Source organism: Pannonibacter sp. (genome assembly GCF_051860505.1).
Lineage (GTDB): Bacteria > Pseudomonadota > Alphaproteobacteria > Rhizobiales > Stappiaceae > Pannonibacter.
On the sequence record NZ_JBHYDX010000008.1, the window covers coordinates 34766 to 58811 of the forward strand.

A 24046-nucleotide genomic window follows, 5' to 3' on the forward strand; every position below is an offset into this window, starting at 1 on the left:
AGAAATGCAGAAGGCCCCGGAGCGATCCGGGGCCTTTTGTTTTGATGACGTGCAGTCGCAGCCGCCTTACAGGCCCAGCGACGGGGTGGTGGCGCCGCGCAGGATCTGGGTGATGAAGCCGTAGTCGGCGCCGCCCGTGCGCGTGGTGCGGGTGATGAAGTCGAACACCTTGCCGTCCTGCATGCCGTAATTGGCGATGTCCTTCACGAAGCCGTCCTCGTCGAAATAGACGGCGACGACGCGCTGTTCGACGATCTTGTTGCCCAAGAAGGCGGTGGTCTCGGACACCTGCGAGATGTAGTAATACGTCAGGCCGCTGATGTCGGAGGTGGTGGACGGCGAGCCGAGCACCAGTTCGACGTTTTCCTTGCTCGAGCCGACCTGGACCTGCTGCAGCATGTCCGGGGAAATGGAATGGCCGTGATTGAAGGTCTGGGTGAAGCAGCCTCCAACGGTCAGGCCGAGGAGAATCGGAAGCATCACCACATGCGACTTGATCTTCATTCCTGCGTTCCCGTTCCCGTTGAACCGGGGAATGTGCCCGGTGCGTATCTGAATTCGTTCCTTGGCAAAGCGAGTAACCTGCGTTAGGGCACAAGGCAACACCCACAGTCACCGCAATGCGAGAGGCTTGATATGGTTTTTGGCCTGTTTCGCCGCCGGACACAACCATCCGAATACGCCCTTTATGGCGCCATCGTGGCTCAGGCCCGGCAGCCTGTGTTTTATGCCGAGCTCGGCGCGCCCGATACGGTCGACGGCCGCTTCGACATGATCATCCTGCATGCGATGCTGCTGTTCCGCCGGCTGCAGGGCGAGGGCAAGGAAGCCGTCGCCGTGTCTCAGTCAGTCTTCGACATCTTTTTTGCCGATATGGATGGCTCGCTGCGGGAGATGGGCATCTCTGACAATGCCGTGCCGAAGAAGGTGAAGCGCATGGCCGAGGCTTTCTTCGGCCGCGCCGCTGCCTACGGCGCCGCCATCGATGCCGGTGATCTCAATGCGCTGGCCGCTGCCATAGACCGCAATTTTTTCCCCGAAAGCTCCAGTCCGGCGACCGCAATGGCGCTGGCCCGCTATGCCATGGCCGCAGGCCCGGTGCTGGCGGCAGTTCCGGTGGGCGATATCCTCGCTGCCAAGCTGTCCTGGCCCGACCCGCTGTCCCTGGCGGAAGGATCCACTCATGTCTGATGTTGCCTTTCCCCTCAGCCACCGGTTCGATGTTGCCCGCCTCGGCAACAAGGCGCAGGTGGTCAAGATTGTTCCGGACACCGCAGAGCTTGCCCGCATGGCGGAGGCTTACGGGCTTGTGGAACTGGCATCCCTTACGGCAGACCTCGAGGTCCGCCCGTGGCACAAGGCAGGCGCCTTTGTCATCGGCACCCTCTCGGCCAAGGGCGCGCAGCGCTGCGTGGTGACGCTTGAGCCGGTGCCGATGCAGGTGAGCGACAGGTTCGAGCGCGCTTATGAGCCGGCCCCGACGGTTGGCCGCCGGGCTCCGGACCTCGCCGATGACGGCGAGATCGAGATCGACCTCGAAGCGCCTGAGCCGCCGGATGAAATCGTCGACGGCATCATCGACCTGGGGGCGCTGGTGTGCGAGCAGTTCGTGCTGGCGCTGGATCCGTTCCCGCGGGCCCCGGGGGCGGAACTGGCCTTCAAGGCGCCGGTGGAAGCCGATGACGCAGACGACGAGCGGCCCAATCCTTTTGCTGTCTTGCAAAAACTGAAAGATCAGGATCCGCAGTAACTGGGCCTTCCCGGGGCCGGGTGTTGCAGTGAATTCGGTTGGAAATGGGGTGTTTGCGGTCGGTATAAGCCGGGTTCCGGTCCGGAAAACGGTTGTCTCGCGCCTCGAAACCGCTATGTTCGCTGCGCTGCGGCCCCTCACGGGCCGGGGACGCGACCGGCTGAGCGTGGGGCAGTCTAGTCCGGCGCGGAGACTGACCCGTTCGTGGCGCGTCGTCCGCCGCTCTGAAGGACAACAAGAACCTGCCAATGGCGAAACCCATTCATATTGCTCTCGATGTCATGGGCGGCGACGCCGGCGCGGAAATGGTGCTTCCGGGCGCTGAACTCGCGCTGTTGCGCCATCCCGACATCCGCTTTCTTCTGTATGGCAATGAGCGCGTCGTGCTGCCGCTGCTGGAGAAATATCCGCGCCTGCGCGATGCCTCGACCTTCTTCCATTGCGATGTCGCTGTGGCGATGGACGCCAAGCCGAGCCAGGCGCTGCGCCAGGGCCGCTGGCGTTCGTCCATGTGGCGTGCGATCGAGGCGGTGAAGACGGGCGATGCCGCTGTCGCCGTTTCCGCCGGCAATACCGGTGCGCTGATGGCCATGTCCAAGTTCTGCCTGCGCACCATGGCCAATATCGAACGCCCGGCAATCGCAGCCATCTGGCCGACGACCCGGGGCGAATCCGTCGTGCTCGATGTTGGTGCGTCCATCGGTGCGGATGCGCAGCAACTGATCGATTTCGCTATCCTCGGCGGCGCAATGGCCCGCGCGCTTTTCGGCGTGCAGAAGCCGACCGTCGGCCTGCTGAACATTGGCGTCGAGGAGGTCAAGGGTCTCGAAGAGGTGCGCACTGCCGGTCGGCTCCTCAAGGAAGTGCCGTTCCGCTCCTTCTCCTACGCCGGTTTCGTCGAGGGCGATGATCTTGGCAAGGGGACGGTTGACGTCGTGGTGACGGAAGGCTTTGCCGGCAATATCGCGCTGAAGACGGCGGAAGGCACGGCGAAGCAGATTGGCGGCTACCTGAAAGCCGCGATGCAACGCACGTGGCTGGCCAAGCTCGGCTATCTGCTGGCAAAGGGCGCCTTTGACCGGCTGCGCGAGAAGATGGACCCGCGCAAGGTCAATGGCGGCGTGTTCCTTGGTCTCAATGGCGTCGTCATCAAGAGCCATGGCGGCACCGACGCCGAAGGTTTCGCCGCCGCAATCGCCCTTGCTCATGGCATGGTGCGCAACGAACTCATTCACAAGATCGCACAGGACCTGGTTCACTACCATCGTGGCCGGTTTGCAGTGCCCTCTGACAACTCTGAAGGTGAAGTGTGAGCGTGATCCGTTCGACCGTTCTCGGTTGCGGCAGCTATCTGCCCGAGAAATTTCTCACCAATGAAGAACTGGCGTCGATGGTCGACACCAGCGATGACTGGATCGTCCAGCGTACGGGCATCCGCAAGCGCCATGTGGCGTCCGAAGGTGAATTTACCTCGCATCTGGCTGTCAAGGCAGCCCGCCGTGCGCTCGCCAGCGCCGGTCTTGAGGCGAAGGACATCGACGTCATCATCCTGGCGACGGCAACGCCGGACAACACCTTTCCGGCGACTGCGGTGACCGTGCAGCACGAGCTGGGCATGCATCATGGCTTTGCCTTTGACATTCAGGCCGTCTGTTCGGGATTTGTCTTTGCCCTGGCGACCGCCGACAATTTCCTGCGCTCCGGCCAGGCGCGCCGGGTGCTGGTGATCGGTGCCGAGACCTTCTCGCGCATTCTTGACTGGCAGGACCGGACCACCTGCGTTCTCTTTGGCGATGGCGCCGGGGCCGTCGTTCTCGAAGCACGCCAGGCGGAAGGATCCATTGCTGATCGCGGCATCCTGACGACCCATTTGCGCTCGGACGGCAGCCACAAGTCCAAGCTTTATGTCGATGGCGGACCGTCCTCGACCCAGACGGTCGGCCACCTGCGCATGGAAGGCAAGGAAGTCTTCAAGCACGCCGTCGGCATGATCACCGACGTGATCGAGGACGCCTACAAGGCGACCGGCCTTGGCTCGGACGATCTCGACTGGTTCGTACCGCACCAGGCCAACAAGCGCATCATCGATGCCAGCGCCAAGAAACTCGGGATCGCGCCGGAGAAGGTGGTGACCACGGTCGACCAGCACGGCAACACCTCGGCCGCCTCCATTCCTCTCGCCCTGGATGCGGCCGTGCGCGATGGCCGGATCAAGCAGGGCGATCTCATCATGCTTGAAGCGATGGGCGGAGGCTTCACCTGGGGCTCCGCGCTGCTGCGCTGGTGAGGAAACACATCTTGCGCCCGCTTGCGGGCGCAAGAGCGGGTTGACCGGTCGCAGCGGACACAATACCGTATTGGCGAACGTAACTTTTGCAGCAAAATCAGCCGGATCGATGATTTGAGGCAAGGAGGGGCCATGGGCAGCAAGACCGTGACGCGCGCAGACCTATGCGAAGCCGTCTATCAGAAGGTGGGGCTTTCCCGAACGGAGTCTGCCGAACTGGTCGAGCGTGTCTTGGCGGAAATTTCCGACTGCCTTGTGACTGGCGAATCCGTGAAGCTCTCGTCGTTCGGGTCCTTCGTCGTCCGCTCCAAGGGCGAGCGGATCGGCCGCAACCCGAAGACCGGCGAGGAAGTGCCGATCTCGCCACGACGGGTGATGGTGTTCAAGCCGAGCAACATTCTCAAGCAGAAGATCAACGAGACCCTGGCCGGTGACGGTCACGACGCCTGATCCTGACTGAGTCTTGCGCCGGCAGGGAAGAAGGGGCGTTCCGGCCGGACAAGGCTGGGAAGCGCTAACGGCTGCGCTTTGTCCGAGGGTGCCTGCGCCGAAATGCGCGGGCGGGGTGTGCTGCCGGTGTCGCGCAGGCGGCCAGTCGGTCCGGTCCGGTTGAACCGGCTGCAGGGCGAGGCAGATTGCCGGGGCGAGGTCCGCCGCACCTGTTCAGATTGGCTCATGTTGGTCTTGTTTTTGCCGCGTGCCAGTGCAACTCGATTACATTGAATATTGTCGGGGAACATTGTCGAGATTCGCGGTGCAGGACCTGCGGGACTGGAGACAGTCCGGCGTTGTTGGCGTGACGCATGACCGGCCCTGCCGGGGAGAAACGATCACCATGTCGCTTGAAAAAAGCCCGGATGCGTTCCGCACCATCAGCGAGGTGGCCGAGGATCTTGACCTGCCACAACACGTGCTGCGCTTCTGGGAGACCCGCTTTACCCAGATCAAGCCCCTGAAGCGCGGCGGTGGCCGACGCTATTACCGCCCCGATGACGTCGAGCTTCTGCGCGGTATACGGCATCTCCTTTACGGCGAAGGCTATACGATCAAGGGCGTGCAGCGCATCTTGAAGGAGCAGGGGCCGCGCTTCGTCATGCAGATCTGGCGCGAAGACGCCATCCCACTCTCCGTTGCAGCCCGTGTCGATCTGGATGACGACGACGAGGCACCCCGCATGGAAACGCCGGTTCGCCGGCCAGCCGTGGTCGAGCAGGCGCCGGCTCCTACACGAGCCGAGCCCGGACATGGTCTGCCGAGCGAGGTGCTGCCCAAGGGGCTCCTGTCCGATGACGATCCCCGCGTCCATGCCGCTCAGGCCAAGAGCAGCAGCTTCCGCTTCATGGAGCGGTTTCGCGGCGAGAAGGGGGACATTCACCCCGGCGGCAGCGCAGCCCTTTCGAAGGACGACGTCAGGCGCCTTCAGGCAACCTTGTTCGAACTGCTGGAATGCAAGCGGCTGCTGGACCAGGCCCGTTGAGTTAACTTGTTACTGCAAGTCGGGCGGCAGAGATCCTTTGCCAGCGCTGCCTGTGGATGGCCGGATACAGCAGGCCTTGCGCAAGCCGGGCGAAGCGGTTAGAGAGGGCGCAGTCGGGCAGTAGCGCAGCCTGGTAGCGCACTTGACTGGGGGTCAAGGGGTCGTCGGTTCAAATCCGGCCTGCCCGACCAAATCTCGTCCATCCCCCAACCGCCTTGCGGTCATGGACTGAGGCCTTCCGGACAATCTTGAAGACAGCGATCCGGCGGAACGCAACTTTAGTTGCTCAGCCAGCTAGGACACTGCGTGTTGCTGGCGCCATGCCCCGGGTGAGGAACCTTCCGCGCCGGTCATACAGCTTGTCTGCCGCGATCAGGCCCCAGGCGAGGCCAAGCAGCATGAACATGTGGCGCCAGCGATCGATGTCGATGACGACGCCGACGCAGACATGCACCAGGAACACGGCGAAGACGCATTGCGCGAAGGGCGTCCAGGGACGGTGCCGGAACAACTGGCCGCCCAGGGCTACAAGCGTCCACAGCATCAGCATCGGCCAGGCAATGCCGCCGAGCCAGCCATAGGCGGTGAAGGCCTTCATGTAGACGTTGTGCTCATCCTCGGGGAAGTACTTGTTGAACTCGAGGGGGCCGAGGCCCAGCGGACGCTCCATCGCCATTTCAAAGCCGAGGCTGTAGCGGGCAAAGCGGCCAAGGCGCGATCCGTCATAGGGCTGCACCAGCTTGGCCCGTTCCGCGAAGAGGTCTGAGACCTGGTCAATCGACAGCGCGGCAAGAAGCAGGAGCGCAATCCCCAGAACGCCGGCACCGGCAAGCATCATCAACCGCAGCCGGCGCGCTGGTCGCTGCTCGTTGACGAGGAGCAGCAGATACAGGACGACGCCTGCGACAGCCATCATGCCCCAGGCACCGCGCGAGAACGACAGAAATATCCCAAGCACCAGGACCGGCAGAGTGATCAGCGCCAGGCCCCAGGTCGAGGGGGGGCCAGTCATCAGCCGGCGCAGCAGCAGCAGCGTCGGCAGCAGAAGGAACGGGCCGAACACGTTCGGATCCTCGAACGTGCCCTTTGCACGCAGGTTGCGGACAAAGGCTTCCGCGCCCGGAATGAGATTGAAAAAGCCAAGAATGCCGAACATCGCGCAGAAGAATGCGCTGGCGATATAGGCACGCTCGATGATCGCAACCCGGTCCGGCCGCTCCGTGATCAGGGCGGCATAGAACATGGCCGTTGCTCCGAGAAAGGCCGACACCGCCATGTGCATGGCACCGGCCGGCAGATCACGGGCGAACGGTACAGCCATGATGCCGCCAGCCATGAACAGCAGCAAGAGAACCATCATCGGTCCGATCTCACGGCGGAATTTCAGGCCGGCGAGCAGCCAGACGACCATAAGCAGCGCCACCAGCAACTCGTAAGGTGCAGGTTCGGCGAGCACGAATCCGCCGAGGAACACCGCCAGCCACAGGGCCGCATCGCCGAGCCGGCGGAGGGGCAGGCCCCGCCCGCGCAGAAACCCGGCAGGCGCTGGCGCTGTGAGGGCGTCGCTCAATACGCATTCTCCGTGTTGAGTAGGCGCGCCGGCGTCAGGGCCAGGATCTTGATGTCAAACAGGATTGACCAGTTCTCGATGTAATAGAGATCGAACTCGACGCGCTTCTGGATCTTCTCCTGCGTGTCGACCTCGCCGCGCCAGCCGTTGATCTGGGCCCAGCCGGTGACGCCCGGCTTCACCTTGTGACGGGCGAAGTAGCCGTAGACGACCTCATCCCAGGTCTGGTCATTGGTGTGGGCGTTGACCGCATGCGGGCGCGGGCCGACCAGCGACAGCGTGCCGGCAAGCACGTTGAAGAGCTGCGGCAGTTCGTCGATGGAGGTGCGGCGGATGAAGCGGCCGACCTTGGTGACACGCGGATCGCCCTTGGTCACCACCTTCTTGGCCGCCGGATCGGCCATGTCAGCGTACATCGAGCGGAACTTCAGCACGTCGATGATCTCGTTGTTGAAGCCGTAGCGCTTCTGGCGGAACAGCACCGGTCCCTTGCTGTCGAGCTTGATGGCAATCATCGTCGCGATCATCACGGGCGACAGGGCAAGGATCGCAAGGCTGGCGACGACGACGTCGAACACGCGCTTGGCGACCATGTCCCAGTCGGTGATCGGCTTTTCCACCACGTCGACGAAGGGGACAGTGCCGATGAAGGACGAGCCACGGGTGCGGAAGCGCATCTTGTCAGTATGGGCCGACAGACGGATGTCGATGGGCAGGACCCAGAGTTTGCGCAGCAGTTCGAGCACGCGCTGTTCGGCGCGGAGCGGGATGCAGACGATCAGCATGTCGATGCGGGCGCGGCGGGCAAATTCCACCAGCGCATCGATGTTGCCGAGCTTCGGATAGCCGGCAACAACAGCCGGCGAGCGGTCATTGGCGCGGTCGTCGAAGATGCCGCAGATGCGGATGTCGTTGTCCTTCTGCGATTCCAGCTCGTGGATAAGGTCGGCTGCAGCCGTCCCGCCGCCGACGATGACCGCACGTCGTTCCAGCCGGCCATTGGCCATCCAGCGCCGCACGAGACGGGACAGCAGGAACCGCTCGGCCAGAAGCGCGGCAAGGCCGGCAGCATACCAGGCGCCAAAGGCCGTCGCCGGCACATGGACCGTCAGGGGCGTGGTGGCGATGGCGATGGCGAACATCGCAAAGACGAGCGTCCAGCCGCCGCCAATTCGCCCGGCCTGGGCCAGCCCGGCGCGCATCACCGGCACCTGGTAGCAGTCAAAGGCATGGAAGAAGGCAAGGGCGGAGACGAGGGCCACGCCAAGCAGCAAGAGCATCAGTCCCGGTGCGGCAAAGCCGGCCCCGGAGAGCGCCAGGACCGCTAGGCCGGAGCCAAGCACAAGGGCGGCGTCGACCAGGCGGACAACACCCTCCAGCACCGGTTGCGAGATGCCGTCGGAGCGCAGGCTGTCGGCGATGCGCAAGGCATCGGCCGACATCATCGGCTGGGTGATCTCGGGGCGATGCCCTGAGTCGCCCGATGTGCTGCGGCGCAGTTCATCAGCCAGCCGTCTGCGCAGCGCCTCTGCATCCTCGACGGACGCATCGGGGGCTGTCGTCTCTGGCTGAACGGGGAGGGGCTGGTCGGCTGGCATGGCGATCATGGTTTGCTCGGTCTGGCTAAAATGGACTTGGGCTCGGAATGCTTGGAAAGGACCGGGGAGGCGGCCACGCCCTCGAAGGGATGCGGCTCCTGCCCACGCAGGAGATGGTAGAGATCGGTGATACGGCTCGACATGACGGTGGCCGAGAAGCGATCCGCCATGGCATTGCGCAGGTCCCTGGCAAGGGCACGGGCCAGTTCGGGTGCATCCAGCATCTCGCCCATGGCACTGGCGAGGCGATGGCTGTCGCCCGGTTCCACAAGGCGTCCGGCATGGCGGCCGAAAACTTCCGGAATGCCGCCAACCCGTGTGGCCAGGAGCGGCACTTCCGCCGCCATGGCCTCCAGGACGATATAGGGCATTGCCTCGGCGCGGGAGGGAACCACCAGCGCCCGGCCCATTTCGAAGGCCTTGCGTGCCGGCAGGGCGCCAAGGAAGGTGATCTGCTCCCCAAGGCCGAGATCAGCGATCATGCGCTCGTAGCGCGGGCGGTCCGGGCCTTCGCCGATGATGTAGGCTGACACGGGCGCGGCGCGGCGCAGGCCGAGATTGTAGATCGCCTCGATGAAGAGATCGGGTCCCTTCAGGTCACGCAGCATGCCGACATAGATGAAATCGCGAGCGTCCGGTCCCGGCCGCACAGGATCAAATTCAGCATCATTGAGGCCGTTGTAGATGACCCGCACCGGTTCGTGCGGCGGCAAGACCTTGGTTTCATAGGCCGCGCGCTCGTAGTCGGACACGAACACCAGACCGTCGGTCAGCCGCGCCTGCACCCGCTCCAGCAGGTGGTAGACGCGTCCCTCGAAGCGGTTCGGGTCATAATGCAGGCTGCCGCCATGCGGGCAGTAGACGCGGACAACATCCAGGCCTTGCAGGCGCAAGAGGGTTCCGATCCCCCGCACATAGGCGCCGCCCTTGGCGCCATGCCCGTGCAGAACGTCCGGACGAAGCGCCTTGACGTTGCGATAAAGCGTCAACCCACCGGTGAGGTCCTGGATGGTCAGGTGGCGCTGGATGGCAAAGCGGGTGATTCCAAGGGCCAGATGCGGGCGCATCCGTTCAAGGATAGCCACATCGAAATCGGAGCCGGTCGTGGAATCACAGACGACGCCAACCGAGTGGCCAGCCTTGGCCTGGGCAATCGCCAGATCGTGGATATGACGGATCGTTCCTCCCACGGGCGAGCGCACGCAGTGGATGATCCGCAAAGGGTGCGGACTCATGACAAAACTCCCTGTCAGTCGCCCGGGCTTCTTTTTCGAGCCTGTGGCGCCAACAGGGAGAACCCTAGCAGGGGAGGATGAGTCCTCGGTTAATCCGCAACGGGATCAGAACAGCCGTTCCCGGATGTAGATGGTATCGCCCGGGCGGACAGGGTCCGTAATGGGGACACGTCCGTTCAGGATTTCGCCATTGATCTGTCGGGTAATGTCCGCCCCCGCCTGTTCCGCCCGCGGTGAAAAACCGCCTGCGGTGGCGATGGCGTTCTGGACCGTCATGCCGGCCACGTAGGGGTACTGGCCTGCGGCCTGAACTTCGCCCATGACGAAAACCGGCCGGTACTGGTCGACCTCAACCGAAACATCCGGATCGCGCAGGTAGCCCTTGCGCAGCGCGGCGGCGATGGCACCGGCCAATTCCTGCTGGGTGCGTCCGCGCGCGGCAACATTTCCGACCAGCGGCATCGAAATATACCCAGCTTGATCAACGACATAGCTGTTGCTCAAATCCGGCTGGCCAAACACGATCACCCGAAGTCGGTCGCTGGAGTCCAGCCGGTAGGGTTGGGTGAGGACTTCATGAAAAGCGGACGGTGGGCGTTTGTACCCGCTGCATCCGGCAAGCGCGAGCGCGATGGCAAGAAAGACAAGCGGGCGGGCAAGCATCATCTACTCCTGAACTGGCTGCCCCCAAGCTCGCAAATCATGGTTAATACGGGGTGAATGGTGTTCTGATGCATTTTCCGCAGTTAATTTCACATTAATAAAGATTAATTTTCGAAATCTGGCTTCGTAGCCGGGCTTAATGTTTCCCTTACCATGTTTGTGCATAGTTTGGCGGAAGCCTCTCGGAGTTGGTGTGATGAGTTCTAGGCACGACATCTATGAGCCGCAGGATATGGCCCTGGACCTCGCCGCCCTATTGCGTGCCATCGGGCGGGCGCAACGTTGGCTCCTGCCGCTGGTGCTTCTGGTCGCGGCGGGGGTCTTTTTCGGGCTTCAGCTGATGCCGGAGAAATACACCGGCGAAGCCAAGGTGTTGATCGAAAGTGGAGACGCACTTGATCCGGGCGCCTCGCGCGGCGTTGAAAACATCCGGGCATTGCTGGACGGGGAGGGGGTTACCAGTCAGGTGCAACTTCTGAACTCCGTTGATCTGGCGCGCCGCGTTGCCCAGCGTCTGGATCTCGTCTCCGTACCGGAGTTCAAGGCATCTGGTTCCGCAGGCATCCTGCAGCATGCTTTGGCGCTGCTGGGCCTTGCTTCCGATCAGTCGCGGGTGTCACCTGAAGAACGTGTGCTGAAGTATTATTTCCGCAACCTGAGTGTTTACAGGCTCGAAGGCTCCCGTGTTATCGCCGTCGAGTATGTGTCGCAAAGCCCGGAGTTGGCAGCCCAGGTCGCGAACACCATTGTTGACGAGTACCTCCAGATGCAGTCGTTGGCGAAGCGGCAGAGTCAGGAAGTTGCTGCCGGCGCTTTGGAACCTCAGATCAACCGACTGAGCCAGGAAGTCCAGATTGCGCGCAAGTCCGTCGAAGACTTCCGCGCCCGCGCAGATCTTCTGACCGGCAGCGACAACCGGACACTGAACCAGATGCAGTTGTCTGAAATCAGCTCTCAGCAAGCATCGGCCCAGGCCGCTGCCGCTGAAGCGGATGCCAAGGCACGGCAGTTGCGCCAGCTGCTGTCGTCCGGCGGGTCGCTGGAAAGCGCCAGTGAAGTGCTGAACTCCGGCTTGATCCAGCGCCTGCGCGAGCGTCAGGTTGAGCTGCAGTCCCGCATTGCAGAGCTGTCGACGACGCTCCTGCCTGGCCATCCGCAGCTGAAGGCGCTGTCGTCGCAACTGGCCGATTATGACCAGCAACTGCGGAGCGAGGCACGCAAGATCCTCGCTGGACTTGAGAATGATGCGCTTGTTGCCAAGCAGCAGGCCGCAGCGCTCGCCCTGCGCGTCGATGAACTGAAGGAAGCCGCGGCCCGGTCCAACTCCGATCAGGTGCGCTTGCGCGAACTGGAGCGGGAGGCCGATGCAAAGGCGGCGCAACTCGACGGACTGATCGCGAGCTATCGCGACGCCGATACCAGCCGCAATGCCAATGCGCTGCCGGCAGACGCCCGCGTGATCTCGCGCGCCGGTGTCCCCATCGAACCGTCCTCGCCAAAGGTGATGTTCTTCACCATCGCAGCGACACTGGCGACCTTTGTGCTTGGCTGCACCTTTGTCATCATGCGCGAATTCCTGAGCGGGGATGCCCTGCGGCCGCTGCGGCCAGCTGAAATCTATGCAGCGCCGCTCGAGGTTGCCCGTCCGGCGATCCAGGACGAAGACCGTGTTCCTTCGCAGGAAATCCATGTGCCCGGTGACGAGGACGGTAGCGATGACAGCGCCGCCGGGCAGGTGCATGACACAGATCCGCAAGATCTGGACGAGGGCGCGGAAGGTGTCAGGTCTGTTGCTGTCGCGCCGACCGATGTGCGTCCGGCAGCGGCTGCCGTTGCCGACAGGAGCGAGGGCCAGACCGACACCCGTGCGCCCGGGCCGACCCGGCGCGACGAGCGCAGCGCCCGGCGCGAGGCTGATCTTGCCGCGCGGCGGATCGAGCGGCTGAGTGACAGTGTGGCCATGCCTGATGTCCTGCGCACCGCGACGGACCCGGCCTTCTCGGCCAGCATGCCAAAAGCAGCAGACCCGATCGCGGTTGCAGCAGCGCAAGAGGCTTCCCGGTCGCAGCGCCCTGAACCCCGCACTGCGGTTTCTGTCAAAGCGCATGGGGTGGCTGCGTCGCGGCGGGTCGTCGTTGTAAGTGCTGCCGAGCCGGAGTTGTCGCATCAGCTTGCCTTCGACATGGCGCGGCTGGCGGCGGATGACGGCGAGATGTCCTTGCTTATGGAAGTGTTTCCGGACAGCGATGATCCGGCGGCGGCTCCCGGCTTTTCCGACCTGGTGGCCGCCGAAGCGTCATTCTCTTCTGTGATCTATCGCGATGCCGGGTCGCGGGCCCATATCATCGAGGCCGGTCGGCTGCCCTTGCCCGACGCCGAGGTCGAACCCCGTCGCATCGCGCTGGTGATGGATGCAATCGACGCAACCTACGACCGGATTGTCATCGATCTTGGCCGGGTCCGGGATTCGGCAGCCGCTGCCGAAGTGCTGGGCTATGCCGACCTGGTGATCGTTGCCAGCCGCAGCGGTGTTGCTGCCGTTCGCCTGGCCGAGGTTCTGGATCTGATGTCCGCGCTGACTGAAGCAGACGTGACGGTTCGCCGCGTTGGCGGCACGTCCAAGGCAGCCTGACGCTTCAGGCTGCGTCTCTGTCCGTTGCAAGTTGTTGTGGCCACGCCCTGAACGGGCGGGGCCTTTCAGTTCGTGCGGACTGGTGCAAGCATGCGGCGCAGTCGGCGATAAGCCGTCCAGAACAGCCGGGAAGCGCGCGCGCGGCGCTTGAGCGTGGCAAGGATCGCTCCGCAGGCGAGGGCAAGCCGGCCACGCAGGCTGCAGGCAAAGCCGATGTCCAGCAGCGGCTCAGGGTCGGTCCAGGCGTGTTTGTAGCGCTCATCGCCGAGACCAAGGTCGAGAACCGAGAGGCCGGGATCCGCCGCAGCTTGCCGGATCATTGCCGTGAGCAACTGTATGCCAGGGCTGAATGGCAGGCTGTCGTCCCCGGCGATGCTGTTGGAGTAACCGTAGAGCCGCCCCCCGCTTATGCCCGTGACATAGGTTGCGCGGACAAGGCCGCCGACCTCCAGTGCCGTCAGCCGGATGCGGGGAGGCCGGTCCCCGCTTCCGACCAGCATGGCCTGCAGCGCGGCCTTGAGGTTCGGATCGCTGAAGACATTCGGGATGCCGCTAGACCGGGCCCGGGCCTCGCGCTGTCCCACGAAGACATCCAGCAAGGCGATCACATCCGCCGGATCCTGTGGTGTTTTGACGCTGACAGGGCCAAGCCGGGCGAGGGCCTTGGCCTTCTTGTCGAGCTTGCGTCGTCCGTCGCGATCATGGCGCCGGCGCAGCAGGGCATCATAGTCCTCGTCGAGCGGCCCGACATGCACGGCATTGACACTCAGGCGTCGGGGCAGCCCGCTGAAGGGATGGGGCTTGCCGTGGACGGTTTGTGGAACATTGGCCAGATCGATCCGGTCGACCCGGGCGTGGAGGGCAATCTGACGCAGGGCCGGTGCCATGTCATCCGCCCGCACTTGTTCCAGCCCCTCCAGCGTCCAGAGCCCTGGGTTCTGGTTGCCATGGCGTGCGCCAAGCCACTCAAGGCGGCGATCAAACCGGCCCCGTATAATCGCAAGAGGCCATAGGAAGGCGGGACGGCCGTCCATGTCACCGATGACGATGCACGGCTGATGGCCAAGCCGGGAGCCGACATGCGCCTGCCAGGGCGCCAGCCAGTCATGTGTCTGGTAGAGGCAGGTAAGCGAGCGGGTCTCGAGGTCCAACCAGTCCGGCCGCGCCGCCTCGATCCGGTCGAACAGCCGAAGCGTCACGTTCGACATCGGGGCCGGACATGGGAGCGACACACCGGATCGCGGGATGGTTGCCTGTGCCTGTCCCATGCCCTTGCTGCGTCTCCGGCCCGTAATTGTTGCAGAGGAGCATTGCAACAATCTCTAAAAAAAGAGTACCTAGGCTCGGTTTCGAGGCAAAGTGCAGAATGTATATGGGGTTGAAGCGGCGGTTCTTTTCGACCGGGTTCTGGGTGCTTCGGCACACATGGATCAGTCGCGCGCTCGCCCCGTTGACTCAAGGCTGCGGTGTAATCTTCACGCTGCACAATGTTCGCCCGCGATCCGATAATCCGTTTCAGCCGAATGCGCATCTTGAAATCACGCCCGAGTTTCTCGAGCAGGTGGTGGACCTTGTGCGCCGGCGTGGCTACCGGGTTGTCTCCCTGACGGAAGCTGTCGACAGGCTGACGCTTGGCTATGGCGATGAGCGCTTTGCCGTGCTGACTTTCGATGACGGCTACCGGGACAATCTGGAGCATGCCTATCCGGTGCTGAAGGCGCTGGACGCGCCCTTCACCCTGTTCATCACGTCCGGCCTGATCGACCGCTCGTCGGAGCTGTGGTGGGTGGCGCTGGAACATCTCATTCGCGACAGGGCAACCCTGACCGCTTCGCTCGACGGCGGGCGGACGGAGCTGTCCTGCGCCGTCCCGGAAGAGAAGGCCAACTGCTTTGCCACCTTGCGCGAGCTGCTGATCCGCGAGACGGACGAGGCCGCGCAGCGCAATCTGATTCGTCAGCTCGCAACGGGAAATGGTCTCGACTTGCGAGTGCTGGCCGACGAGATGATGCTGTCCTGGGCCGAGTTGCGGCGGCTCGCCGCTGATCCTCTGGTCTCCATCGGGGCGCATACGCACGACCACTTTGCCCTTGCCCGCCTGCCGCTGGACGAGGCGCGCCAGGATATCCTGACCGGCGTGGAGCGGATCGAGACCGAACTCGGCCAGCGGCCGCGCGTCTTTGCCTATCCCTACGGTGACGATGCCTCGGCGGGGGCACGCGAGGGCCGGCTGGTTGCCGATCTGGGCTTCCAGGCTGCGGTCACGACCCAGCCGGGCGTGCTTGCGTCCTCGCATGCGCGGCATCTGATGCATCTGCCGCGTGTATCGCTGAACGGCTATTTCCAGGACCCGTCCTATGTCGAGGAATACCTGACTGGCGCGCCGTTCATGCTGTTTCGGGCGGCCTCGCGGTTCAGCCGCGTTGCTTCCCGCCGCGCTCCATCCACCAGATGATTGCGCCCGCCGGTATGACCCAGACCAGGCCGGCAATGGCAAAATAGATGAAGCGGGTGAGATTGGACGATTGCTGCAACGTCATGTCGCCGATCACCATGGCCGTGAGCGCATAGACGACGACGAAAACGACCAGAACGACCATGCCGATGAATTTGCGCAGCGAAGGCACTCGTGAACTCCCAGTCTCTGATGTGCCCCATAGGGCGGTAAAGCCAGCGGTCTGGCCAGCCGTATGGTTCCGGGGCGGCGCAATGTCGCAATCCTGAAGGCCGATTGATCCGGCTTGGCTGCGGCCGCGCCACTTGCCCCGCTGCCTGGGGACCTATATCCCAAGCGGCCATACGTCAAATCCCGGACGCCGATAAAATGACGCTGCTGACCGATGCTGCCCCAGTTTCCGCTCTCACTTTGCAAGCGGCCCGCAACCGTAGCCAGATCCGCATGTGGCTCTATGGCATCTGCCTGTTGATCCTGGCGATGGTGGTGGTGGGCGGGGCAACGCGGCTGACCGACTCGGGTCTCTCCATCACCGAATGGAAGCCGATCCACGGCACCATCCCGCCGCTCAGCGAGGCGGAATGGCTGGAGGAGTTCGACAAGTACCGCCAGATCCCGCAGTACCAGCTCATCAACAAGGGCATGAGCCTTGATGAGTTCAAGTTCATCTTCTGGTGGGAATGGGGCCATCGCCAGCTTGGCCGCTTCATCGGCATCGCCTACGCCCTGCCGCTGGTGTTCTTCTGGGCCACCGGGCGCATCGAGCGCGGGCTGAAAGTGCCGCTGCTGTTCGGTCTGTTCCTTGGCGGACTGCAGGGCGCTGTCGGCTGGTGGATGGTCGCCTCGGGCCTCGTCGAGCGCACGGACGTCAGCCAGTACCGGCTCGCCACCCATCTGACGCTCGCCTGCATCATCTTCGCTTACGTCTTCTGGATTGCGCGCCGGCTCGCTCCCCATACGGAGGCAACCCCACGCGATGCGGATCTGCTGCGCCGGGCTGGCTGGCTCGTGTTGGGCCTCGTCTTCGTACAGATCTTCCTCGGCGGCCTCGTCGCCGGGTTGAACGCAGGTCTTACCTTCAACACCTGGCCGCTGATGGACGGGCAGTGGGTGCCGAAGGGGCTGTTGGTCATGGAGCCGGCGTGGAAGAATTTCTTCGAGAATGTCATGACGGTGCAGTTCCAACACCGGCTGGGTGCCTATGTCTTGATGATCGCTGCCGTGGCGCTGCTCGCGATGACGCTGAAGCGCAATGTGCACAAAGGCCTGCGGGCGACGGTGCTGCTGCTGACAGCGGTGATCTTCGCCCAGGCGGCCCTCGGCATCACCACCTTGCTGCTGCATGTGCAGCTCGACGTTGCCCTCGCCCACCAGGCGATGGCCGTCATCGTGCTCGGCATGGCGGTGGAATATCTCGTCCGGCTGAAAGGCGAGGCACCGGTTCCAGCCTGAATCAGTTTGTTAGAATCAGGATGTGAAGCAACTCACTCGGTTTCTTCGCTTTGGCAGCGAAGGGATTCTGAACAAATGGGAAAGCGGGCACCAGTCGCACCCGCGAAAACGCCTCCCGGAGCAGATTTCCCTCTCCGCCGCACTGTCGCAACCCCTGGTTCTCGCCATCAACCACCACGCCGTCCCGGCCCTGTGCCGGGACCCGTCATCAGGGCAGAGCCTCTCTTCCGTTCGGTGCGACGGGAACAGGTCCCGGCACAAGGCCGGGACGGCACGGGGTGTGGATCGGGTCAATGCGAGAGAAAGAAAAACCCCGCTGGATCGCTCCGGCGGGGTTTCCATTTTCAGATGAGCTTGTTGCCGATCAGTCCGGCAGCTTTGCGAGCGCCTGGTCGAGGTCGGCGATGATGTCGGCGACATCCTCGAGACCAACCGACAGGCGGACCACGTCGGGACCGGCACCGGCCCGCGTCTTCTGCTCGTCGGAGAGCTGGCGGTGGGTGGTGGAGGCCGGGTGGATGATCAGCGAGCGGGTGTCGCCGATGTTGGCCAGATGCGAGAACAGGCTGACATTGGAGACGAGGGCGACGCCCGCGTCATAGCCGCCCTTGACGCCGAAGGTGAAAACAGCGCCCGCACCTTTCGGGCAGTATTTTTTGTAAAGCTCGTGGCCTGCGTCACCCGGCAGGGCGGCGTAGGAGACCCAGGACACCTTCGGATGCTTGGCCAGATGCTGGGCCACCGCGAGCGCATTGTCGCAATGGCGCTGCATGCGCAGGGGCAGGGTCTCAATGCCCGTCAGGATCATGAAGGCATTGAACGGCGAGATGGCGGGACCAAGGTCGCGCAGGCCCAGCACGCGGCAGGCGATGGCGAAGGAGAAGTTGCCAAAGGTCTCGTGCAGCACCATGCCCTGGTATTCCGGGCGCGGTGCGGAGAGGAGCGGATAGCGGCCGCTGGCCGACCAGTTGAACGTCCCGGCATCGACGATGACACCGCCCATGGAGTTGCCATGGCCACCCATGAACTTGGTCAGCGAATGCAGCACGATGTCTGCGCCATGCTCGATCGGTCGGATCAGGTAAGGGCTCGCCATTGTGTTGTCGACGATCAGCGGCACGCCCTTCTTCTTGGCAATCGCCGAGATGCCGGCGATGTCGGTGACGATGCCGCCGGGGTTGGCCAGGCTCTCGATGAAGATCGCCTTGGTGGTCTCGTCAACGGCGGCCTCGAAGGCAGCAAGGTCCGACGGATCGGCCCAGATGACGTTCCAGCCGAAGCTCTTGAACGAATGATTGAGCTGGTTGATCGAGCCGCCATAGAGCTTGGTCGAGGCAACGATGCTGTCGCCCGGGGTCATCAGCGTGTGGAAGGTGATGAGCTGCGCGGAATGGCCGGAGGCGACAGCCAGCGCGGCGGTGCCACCTTCCAGCGCCGCAACACGCTCTTCCAGAACGGCGGTCGTCGGGTTGGTGATGCGGGTATAGATGTTGCCGAAGGCCTGCAGGCCGAACAGCGAAGCGGCGTGGTCGACGTCATCGAACACGAAGGACGCGGTCTGGTAGATCGGCGTCACGCGCGCGCCGGTGGCCGGATCCGGCTGGGCGCCGGCATGGATTGCCAGCGTCGAAAAGCCCGGGGTTGCATCAGTCATTCCCTGTTCCTCCAGTGTAATTTGTGCGCAGTGTGGCCTAAGGTGTAGGCAAGGTCAAAGGATTGAAGTTCCAAAAGAGGGCCGTTCGGGAGATGCCAATGGTCCGCTGGAGGCAGTTCTTGAGCGGTTGTTTTCTCGCCAACTCGGTGGGCCTCGTCAGGCCGGTGTCTTGTGCCCTGGATCAGGAGCGGATGGATGACACGGATATTCGGTGGAATTGTTGCGCTGCCGGTTCTCAGTTGCGCCTGGCTTGCTGTCGGCGTTTGGGTGGCGGGTGCGATGTATCCGGGATACAACCATCTGAGCCAGTTCATCAGCGAATTGGGCGAAACCGGCTCACCCGTTGGCGCCTGGGTCAACTGGGGGGTCTTTTTTGCCTGCGAAGTGCCGGTGCTGGTCTTCGTGTGGCAGGCTTTCCGCCGGCTGCCGCGCCATGGATTGCTGACGGCAGGCCTGGCCTTGCTCGCCCTCTATGCCCTCCTCCTGATGGCGGCGGCAGTCTTTCCATGTGATTTCCGATGCAGGGCGCAAGTGCCAACCACCTCGCATCAAATTCACATGCTGACAGGAATCTCAGCCTATCTTTTTGGGCTCGCCGGGTTGCTTGCCCTGTCCATCGGGCTTGGCCGCATGGAGCAACGCAAACCGCGGCTTGTCTTTGTCCTGCCGGTCACCAGTGTGCTGTTGTTGGCAGTGAGTGGAACTGTGCCCGAATATGCCGGATTGGGGCAGCGACTGAACGAAGCATTGATCTACATCTGGATGATTGCAGTGGCCGCCAGGGTAGAGCGGCTGACGCCGCCGTCCCGACCTTAGCGGCGCTCGTCCAACTTTCAGCCCTTCAATTGGTCTTGCCGGATCCGGACAGCCCCCGATGCTGAAACCCGTCCGCCAGAACGGGCCGCTTGGAGGAGAGGTTGCGGGAGTTGACGCCCATCCAGCCAATCTCGCCGGAGAGCCGTCCGTATTCGATCTTCGGGCAGCGGTTCATGATGACCGTCAGACCCGCTGCTTCGGCTGTGGCGGCAGCTTCCTCATGCTCGACGCCGAGCTGCATCCAGATGACCTTTGGCAGTTCCGGAAGGCCAAGTGCCTCGTCGACGATGCCCGGCACCGCATCGGAGGCGCGGAAGATGTCGACCATGTCAACGGGCACGGGGATATCAGACAGGCGGCCATGCACCGGCCGACCAAGCAGCTCCTTGCCGGCAAGGCCCGGATTGACCGGCCAGACCTCGAAGCCCTTGGCGATCAGATATTTGGTGACAAAGAACGACGGCCGCACCTCGTTGGCGCTCGCCCCGATGATGGCAATGGAACGGGTTTCGGACAGGACGCGCCGGATCAGGTCATCGGTGTAATCGGGCATCGCCTCACTCTCCCCGCCACGCGGGCGCGCGCTTCTGCAGGAAGGCGTTGATGCCCTCCTCGGCGTCGCGGGCGAGCATGTTCTCCACCATCACCGAGGCGGCATAGTCATAGGCCTCGCCAAGCGGCATCTCGATCTGGCGGTAGAAGGCCTCCTTGCCGATCTTCAGCGTCAGCGGCGACTTCGACGCGATCACCTCGGCGTATTTCTGCACCACCTGTTCCAGATAGTCGGCCGGAATGATGCGGTTGATCAGGCCAAAGGACTTGGCGGTCGAGGCATCGATGGATTCGCCTGTCAGCAGCATTTCCATCGCCTGCTTTGGAGACGCGTTGCGGCTGACGGCCACCATCGGCGTGGAGCAGAACAGGCCGATATTGACGCCCGGCGTGCAGAAGGTGGCGGTGTCGGTGGCCAGCGCCAGGTCGCAGGAGGCAACCAGCTGGCAGCCGGCGGCGGTGGCGACGCCCGTCACCACGGCAATCACCGGCTTGGGCAGGCGGACGATCTGCTGCATCAGGTCCGAGCACTGGCGCATGATCGCCTCGTAGGTCGCCCGGCCCCGGTCGCTTTCGGCGCGCGCTGCGGTCAGTTCCTTGAGGTCATGCCCGGCGCAGAACACCTTGCCCTCGGCGCCAAGCAGGATCACCCGCACCGCCGGGTCCAGTTCGGCGAGGGTCAGCTCGGCAGCAAGCGCGCTCATCATCTCCCGCGACAGCGCGTTCATCTTCTCCGGCCGCTGCAGCACCAGGCGCAGCACGCCATTGTGCAGCAGCTTGCCGATGAGCGGGCGGGCGGACTGATCGGCTGCGATCTCAGGGCTTGACGGGGACATGCGGCGCTCCGGTCTGGAAATTCATTTTGATGGTTGTACCCCAGACCGGAGCCCGTGCAAGTCAGGCGTTCGGCGGTGGCTTTATTGCGCCGGCTTTGCCGCAAGCCAGGGGGCTTCGGCGCTCCAGAAGATGATGTTCACGCCGAGATAGTCGCTGGCGAAACTCTCGAACTCGGCCCGGGTGAAGCGCTGCTTCGTCTCCGGGTTGATATAGGCGAGCGTCGGCTCCTGGATCGCCATGGCCACCAGCGGCAGCTTGCCCCGGTAGGAATGGAAGAACGGATAGGCATTCTTCATCTGCCCCTTGCGCCAGGGCACGATGTCCGGTCCGCCGAGGCCAATGCGGTTTTCCGCCGCAAAGGCGAACACCCGCTCCATGTACTTTCGGTCGTTGTTCCATTCACAGGGCCAGAAATTGACGTATTGCACCACCGCCGAGGTGGTAAAGGCCTTGCGCGCCGCGCCCATGGTGTCGAGGGTCGCGCTGAAATAGGCGTCGCAGGAAAAACCCGTCGCCGGGTCCTTGGCGTTCACCTCGACCGCCGTCTCCGGCAGGTTCATGCCGGCGATCTCGCCATCAAATCTTTCGCCAAGAGCGATGAGCAAGGCCTGGAAGCGGGCTCTGAGCGCTGGGTTCCATTGCCGTGCGGCCCAGCCTTCCTGCACCAGGGTCTTGGCCTCAAGGTCCTGATACTGCGGCACCAGCCCGCCCTCATAGACCGGGTCAGTCAGGATATACTCCGGCAGATATCGGGCCTCGGTCGAGAAGAACCGGTCCTGGATCTGGATGAACAGCTGCTTGCCGGCTGCCTTGGCGAGCGTCAGGTCCGCTTCGATGGCGCTGAAGTCGTATTGGCCCTCGCTCGGTTCCAGCCGCCGCCAGTTGTAGATCACCTGGACGCCGGAAATCTCAGGCCGGGCGAGGAGGGCGGTCTGGCTCTCCAGTTCGCCGGCAGACGTATAGAGATAATGCGTCAGCGGCGCGGCTCCTGCGGTCGAGGTCGCAGCCGTGAGACTGGCAAGGGCAAGGGTGAGGCAGCGGGCAAGGGAAAGCATCGGCAAATCTTCCTGTCAAATGGGGCCGGAGGCGCGCACGCGCGCGGCTCCAGCCAGGCCTGTATGATCGGCAAATGGGATGACAGTTGGGCAGGCCGGAAAAGGGATAAATTCCAAATAAAACAATAGATTAAACTGAAAATCTGTATCATTGTCCCAGCAGCGCCGTCACTCTTGTGCCTTGATTGCCGGCGGCGGCTCGGCTTGTCTGGTGCCAAGCGCCGCGAATGCACCGGCCGGGGGGAGACAGCAATGCAGCCAGTCATGAGCGTTCCGGAGGTGGAGGCCTTTCTCACCCGCGAGTTTCCGCAGATCCATCTGGATGGCCCGGTCTACCGGGTGGAGAGCCTTGAGCCTGGCGTCGCCGTGATGCGCTTTACCGCCAGCGAGCGGCACCTGCGTCCGGGCGGCACGGTGTCTGGACCGGCGATGATGGCGCTGGCCGATCTTGCCGCCTATGTGGTGATCCTTGGCCACATCGGCCCGGTGGCGCTGGCGGTGACGACGAACCTCACCATCAATTTTCTCAGGAAGCCCGCCCCCGGCGATCTCATCGCCACCTGCCGGCTCCTGAAACTCGGCAAGCGGTTGGCTGTCGTGGACTGCGGTATAAACGGGGAGGGCGAGGCCGAGCTCGCCGCCCACGCCACCGCCACCTATTCCGTGCCGCCGGACCGTGGCTAAATATACGGTATTCTGTTACCGTTTTTGCAAGTCATTGATATTTATTGCTTTTATGAAATGCGTTGCAAATGTTTGATCTTGACGTTTTGCCGGTGACCGCGTATCACCCCGCTCGAACACACGGTGTGACAGAGCGAGGGGATTCCCTGGCGCGTCCTCACCGGTCTGGTTTCACCGATCAATCATGGATCAACACAAATGAAGACCTTCTCTGCCAAGCCGGCTGAGGTCGAAAAGAAGTGGATCTTGATCGACGCGGAAGGCATGGTTGTGGGCCGTCTGGCTGCCTACATCGCGAGCCACCTGCGCGGCAAGCATCTTCCGACCTTCACGCCCCACGTCGATTGCGGCGACAACATCATCGTTGTCAACGCTGACAAGGTGGTGCTGACCGGCCGCAAGTTCGAAAACAAGAAGTACTACTGGCACACCGGCCATCCGGGCGGCATCAAGGAGCGCACTGCGCGCAACATTCTCGAAGGCCGCTTCCCGGAGCGCGTGCTCGAGAAGGCCGTCGAGCGCATGATGCCGGGCGGCCCGCTGTCCCGTCGCCAGCTGAAGAACCTCAAGGTTTACGCTGGCCCGACCCATCCGCATGAAGCCCAGACGCCGGCCACCGTCGACGTCAAGAGCCTCAACGACAAGAACGCGAAGAGGGCTTGAGCATGGTCGAGCTGAACTCCCTGGACCAGCTGAAGGGCGCCGTTGCAACGGCTGCCGTTGACGCTCCGGTTCACGTCCAGAAGCTGGACGCTCATGGTCGCGCCTATGCCACCGGCAAGCGCAAGAACGCGATTGCCCGCGTCTGGGTCAAGCCGGGCACTGGCAAGATCACCATCAACGACACCGAATACCAGGCGTATTTCGCCCGTCCGGTGCTGCAGATGATCCTGCGTCAGCCGGTCATGCTGACCAACCGCGACGGCCAGTACGACATCGTCGCCACCGTCGCCGGTGGTGGCCTGTCCGGCCAGGCCGGCGCCCTGCGTCACGGCATCTCCAAGGCCCTGACCTATTACGAGCCGGAACTGCGCGCCATCCTGAAGAAGGAAGGCTTCCTCACCCGCGACAGCCGCGTGGTCGAGCGCAAGAAGTACGGCCGTGCCAAGGCACGTCGCTCGTTCCAGTTCTCCAAGCGCTGATCCCTCAGCTGCTTGTCAGACCAACGAAAAACCCGCCGGTGCAAGCCGGCGGGTTTTTTGGTTTTTGGGGGAGGGGGATGGCCCACTCTCTGCCGTCATCCCGGCCCAGCTGAGCGCCAGCGAAGCGCCGAGCCGGGATCCAGATGATAGCCGCGCGGAGCGCGACAAGACTGGTTCGAGGGGCTTG

At 63.3% G+C, this 24046-nt stretch carries 24 protein-coding genes and 1 tRNA gene; 14 read left to right on the top strand and 11 right to left on the bottom strand.

The window, feature by feature from the left end:
• Positions 1-66 precede the first annotated feature (66 nt).
• Entirely contained in the window at positions 67-504 is a 438-nt protein-coding gene (locus ACTIFE_RS07415) for an outer membrane protein assembly factor BamE (protein WP_439528520.1), read from the bottom strand.
• A 132-nt stretch (positions 505-636) separates the two neighbouring features.
• Between ACTIFE_RS07415 and ACTIFE_RS07420 the strand changes: the two genes are divergently transcribed.
• From ACTIFE_RS07420 to ACTIFE_RS07450, 7 genes are all read left to right on the top strand, one after another.
• Positions 637-1191: a ubiquinol-cytochrome C chaperone family protein gene (locus ACTIFE_RS07420; protein ID WP_439528521.1), complete on the top strand. Its 555-nt coding sequence runs from the start codon at positions 637-639 to the stop codon at positions 1189-1191.
• Positions 1184-1750, top strand: a complete 567-nt coding sequence (locus tag ACTIFE_RS07425; RefSeq protein WP_439528522.1) for a YceD family protein — start codon at positions 1184-1186, stop codon at positions 1748-1750. Before ACTIFE_RS07420 ends, ACTIFE_RS07425 begins: the two co-directional genes overlap by 8 nt.
• A gap of 248 nt (positions 1751-1998) precedes the next feature.
• Positions 1999-3063, top strand: coding sequence for a phosphate acyltransferase PlsX (plsX, locus tag ACTIFE_RS07430; protein ID WP_439528523.1), 1065 nt, complete (start codon positions 1999-2001; stop codon positions 3061-3063).
• Positions 3060-4037: a beta-ketoacyl-ACP synthase III gene (locus ACTIFE_RS07435; protein WP_439528524.1), complete on the top strand. Its 978-nt coding sequence runs from the start codon at positions 3060-3062 to the stop codon at positions 4035-4037. Before plsX ends, ACTIFE_RS07435 begins: the two co-directional genes overlap by 4 nt.
• A 132-nt stretch (positions 4038-4169) precedes the next feature.
• Positions 4170-4487 carry an integration host factor subunit alpha gene (locus ACTIFE_RS07440; RefSeq protein WP_439528525.1) on the top strand — a complete coding sequence of 106 codons (318 nt, stop codon included), beginning with the start codon at positions 4170-4172 and terminating at the stop codon, positions 4485-4487.
• Between the two features lie 385 nt (positions 4488-4872).
• Positions 4873-5514 (top strand): MerR family transcriptional regulator, encoded by a 642-nt coding sequence (locus ACTIFE_RS07445; protein ID WP_439528526.1) that lies wholly within the window; start codon positions 4873-4875, stop codon positions 5512-5514.
• A 114-nt stretch (positions 5515-5628) separates the two neighbouring features.
• Positions 5629-5705 (top strand) — tRNA-Pro (locus tag ACTIFE_RS07450).
• Between the two features lie 95 nt (positions 5706-5800).
• Here the strand turns inward: ACTIFE_RS07450 and ACTIFE_RS07455 are convergent.
• From ACTIFE_RS07455 to ACTIFE_RS07470, 4 genes are all read right to left on the bottom strand, one after another.
• Positions 5801-7084, bottom strand: a complete 1284-nt coding sequence (locus ACTIFE_RS07455) for an O-antigen ligase family protein (protein ID WP_439528527.1) — start codon at positions 7082-7084, stop codon at positions 5801-5803.
• Positions 7081-8682, bottom strand: coding sequence for an undecaprenyl-phosphate glucose phosphotransferase (locus ACTIFE_RS07460; protein ID WP_439528643.1), 1602 nt, complete (start codon positions 8680-8682; stop codon positions 7081-7083). The genes ACTIFE_RS07455 and ACTIFE_RS07460 overlap by 4 nt, the downstream gene beginning before the upstream one ends.
• Positions 8683-8687: 5 nt before the next feature.
• The gene (locus ACTIFE_RS07465) at positions 8688-9917 is read right to left on the bottom strand and encodes a glycosyltransferase family 4 protein (RefSeq protein WP_439528528.1); all 1230 of its coding nucleotides are present in this window, start codon (positions 9915-9917) and stop codon (positions 8688-8690) included.
• A 105-nt stretch (positions 9918-10022) separates the two neighbouring features.
• On the bottom strand, positions 10023-10580 hold the full coding sequence (locus tag ACTIFE_RS07470) for a polysaccharide biosynthesis/export family protein (RefSeq protein ID WP_439528529.1): 558 nt from the start codon (positions 10578-10580) through the stop codon (positions 10023-10025).
• Positions 10581-10776: 196 nt separating this feature from the next.
• Between ACTIFE_RS07470 and ACTIFE_RS07475 the strand changes: the two genes are divergently transcribed.
• The gene (locus tag ACTIFE_RS07475) at positions 10777-13212 is read left to right on the top strand and encodes a succinoglycan transporter (RefSeq protein ID WP_439528530.1); all 2436 of its coding nucleotides are present in this window, start codon (positions 10777-10779) and stop codon (positions 13210-13212) included.
• A gap of 65 nt (positions 13213-13277) precedes the next feature.
• Here the strand turns inward: ACTIFE_RS07475 and ACTIFE_RS07480 are convergent, their stop codons facing one another.
• Positions 13278-14480 carry a GNAT family N-acetyltransferase gene (locus ACTIFE_RS07480; RefSeq protein ID WP_439528531.1) on the bottom strand — a complete coding sequence of 401 codons (1203 nt, stop codon included), beginning with the start codon at positions 14478-14480 and terminating at the stop codon, positions 13278-13280.
• A 98-nt stretch (positions 14481-14578) separates the two neighbouring features.
• Between ACTIFE_RS07480 and ACTIFE_RS07485 the strand changes: the two genes are divergently transcribed.
• Positions 14579-15667: a polysaccharide deacetylase family protein gene (locus ACTIFE_RS07485; protein ID WP_439528532.1), complete on the top strand. Its 1089-nt coding sequence runs from the start codon at positions 14579-14581 to the stop codon at positions 15665-15667.
• Here the strand turns inward: ACTIFE_RS07485 and ACTIFE_RS07490 are convergent.
• Positions 15627-15812, bottom strand: a complete 186-nt coding sequence (locus ACTIFE_RS07490) for a DUF2842 domain-containing protein (RefSeq protein ID WP_439528644.1) — start codon at positions 15810-15812, stop codon at positions 15627-15629. The two genes, ACTIFE_RS07485 and ACTIFE_RS07490, sit on opposite strands and share 41 nt — an antisense overlap.
• 224 nt (positions 15813-16036) lie before the next feature.
• Between ACTIFE_RS07490 and ACTIFE_RS07495 the strand changes: the two genes are divergently transcribed.
• The gene (locus tag ACTIFE_RS07495; RefSeq protein ID WP_439528533.1) at positions 16037-17119 is read left to right on the top strand and encodes a COX15/CtaA family protein; all 1083 of its coding nucleotides are present in this window, start codon (positions 16037-16039) and stop codon (positions 17117-17119) included.
• A 364-nt stretch (positions 17120-17483) separates the two neighbouring features.
• Here the strand turns inward: ACTIFE_RS07495 and ACTIFE_RS07500 are convergent, their stop codons facing one another.
• Positions 17484-18773, bottom strand: a complete 1290-nt coding sequence (locus ACTIFE_RS07500; protein ID WP_439528534.1) for an O-acetylhomoserine aminocarboxypropyltransferase — start codon at positions 18771-18773, stop codon at positions 17484-17486.
• Positions 18774-18968: 195 nt separating this feature from the next.
• On the opposite strand from ACTIFE_RS07500, the gene ACTIFE_RS07505 reads away from it, so the two are divergent.
• Positions 18969-19589 carry a DUF998 domain-containing protein gene (locus ACTIFE_RS07505; protein ID WP_439528535.1) on the top strand — a complete coding sequence of 207 codons (621 nt, stop codon included), beginning with the start codon at positions 18969-18971 and terminating at the stop codon, positions 19587-19589.
• A 25-nt stretch (positions 19590-19614) separates the two neighbouring features.
• Here the strand turns inward: ACTIFE_RS07505 and ACTIFE_RS07510 are convergent, their stop codons facing one another.
• The 3 genes from ACTIFE_RS07510 to ACTIFE_RS07520 all read right to left on the bottom strand — a co-directional run bounded on the left by ACTIFE_RS07510 (position 19615) and on the right by ACTIFE_RS07520 (position 22033).
• Positions 19615-20142 carry a CoA-binding protein gene (locus ACTIFE_RS07510; RefSeq protein WP_439528536.1) on the bottom strand — a complete coding sequence of 176 codons (528 nt, stop codon included), beginning with the start codon at positions 20140-20142 and terminating at the stop codon, positions 19615-19617.
• A 4-nt stretch (positions 20143-20146) separates the two neighbouring features.
• Entirely contained in the window at positions 20147-20977 is an 831-nt protein-coding gene (locus tag ACTIFE_RS07515; protein ID WP_439528537.1) for an enoyl-CoA hydratase, read from the bottom strand.
• An 81-nt stretch (positions 20978-21058) separates the two neighbouring features.
• Positions 21059-22033, bottom strand: coding sequence for a hypothetical protein (locus ACTIFE_RS07520; RefSeq protein ID WP_439528538.1), 975 nt, complete (start codon positions 22031-22033; stop codon positions 21059-21061).
• 252 nt (positions 22034-22285) lie between these two features.
• Here ACTIFE_RS07520 and ACTIFE_RS07525 point away from each other — a divergent pair, with 252 nt between their 5' ends.
• The 3 genes from ACTIFE_RS07525 to rpsI all read left to right on the top strand — a co-directional run bounded on the left by ACTIFE_RS07525 (position 22286) and on the right by rpsI (position 23859).
• A complete protein-coding gene (locus ACTIFE_RS07525; RefSeq protein ID WP_439528539.1) occupies positions 22286-22717 on the top strand; it encodes a PaaI family thioesterase in 432 nt (143 codons plus the stop codon).
• 198 nt (positions 22718-22915) lie between these two features.
• Entirely contained in the window at positions 22916-23380 is a 465-nt protein-coding gene (gene rplM, locus ACTIFE_RS07530) for a 50S ribosomal protein L13 (RefSeq protein ID WP_439528540.1), read from the top strand.
• Positions 23381-23382: 2 nt separating this feature from the next.
• Positions 23383-23859 (top strand): 30S ribosomal protein S9, encoded by a 477-nt coding sequence (rpsI, locus tag ACTIFE_RS07535; protein ID WP_439528541.1) that lies wholly within the window; start codon positions 23383-23385, stop codon positions 23857-23859.
• Positions 23860-24046: the final 187 nt, after the last annotated feature.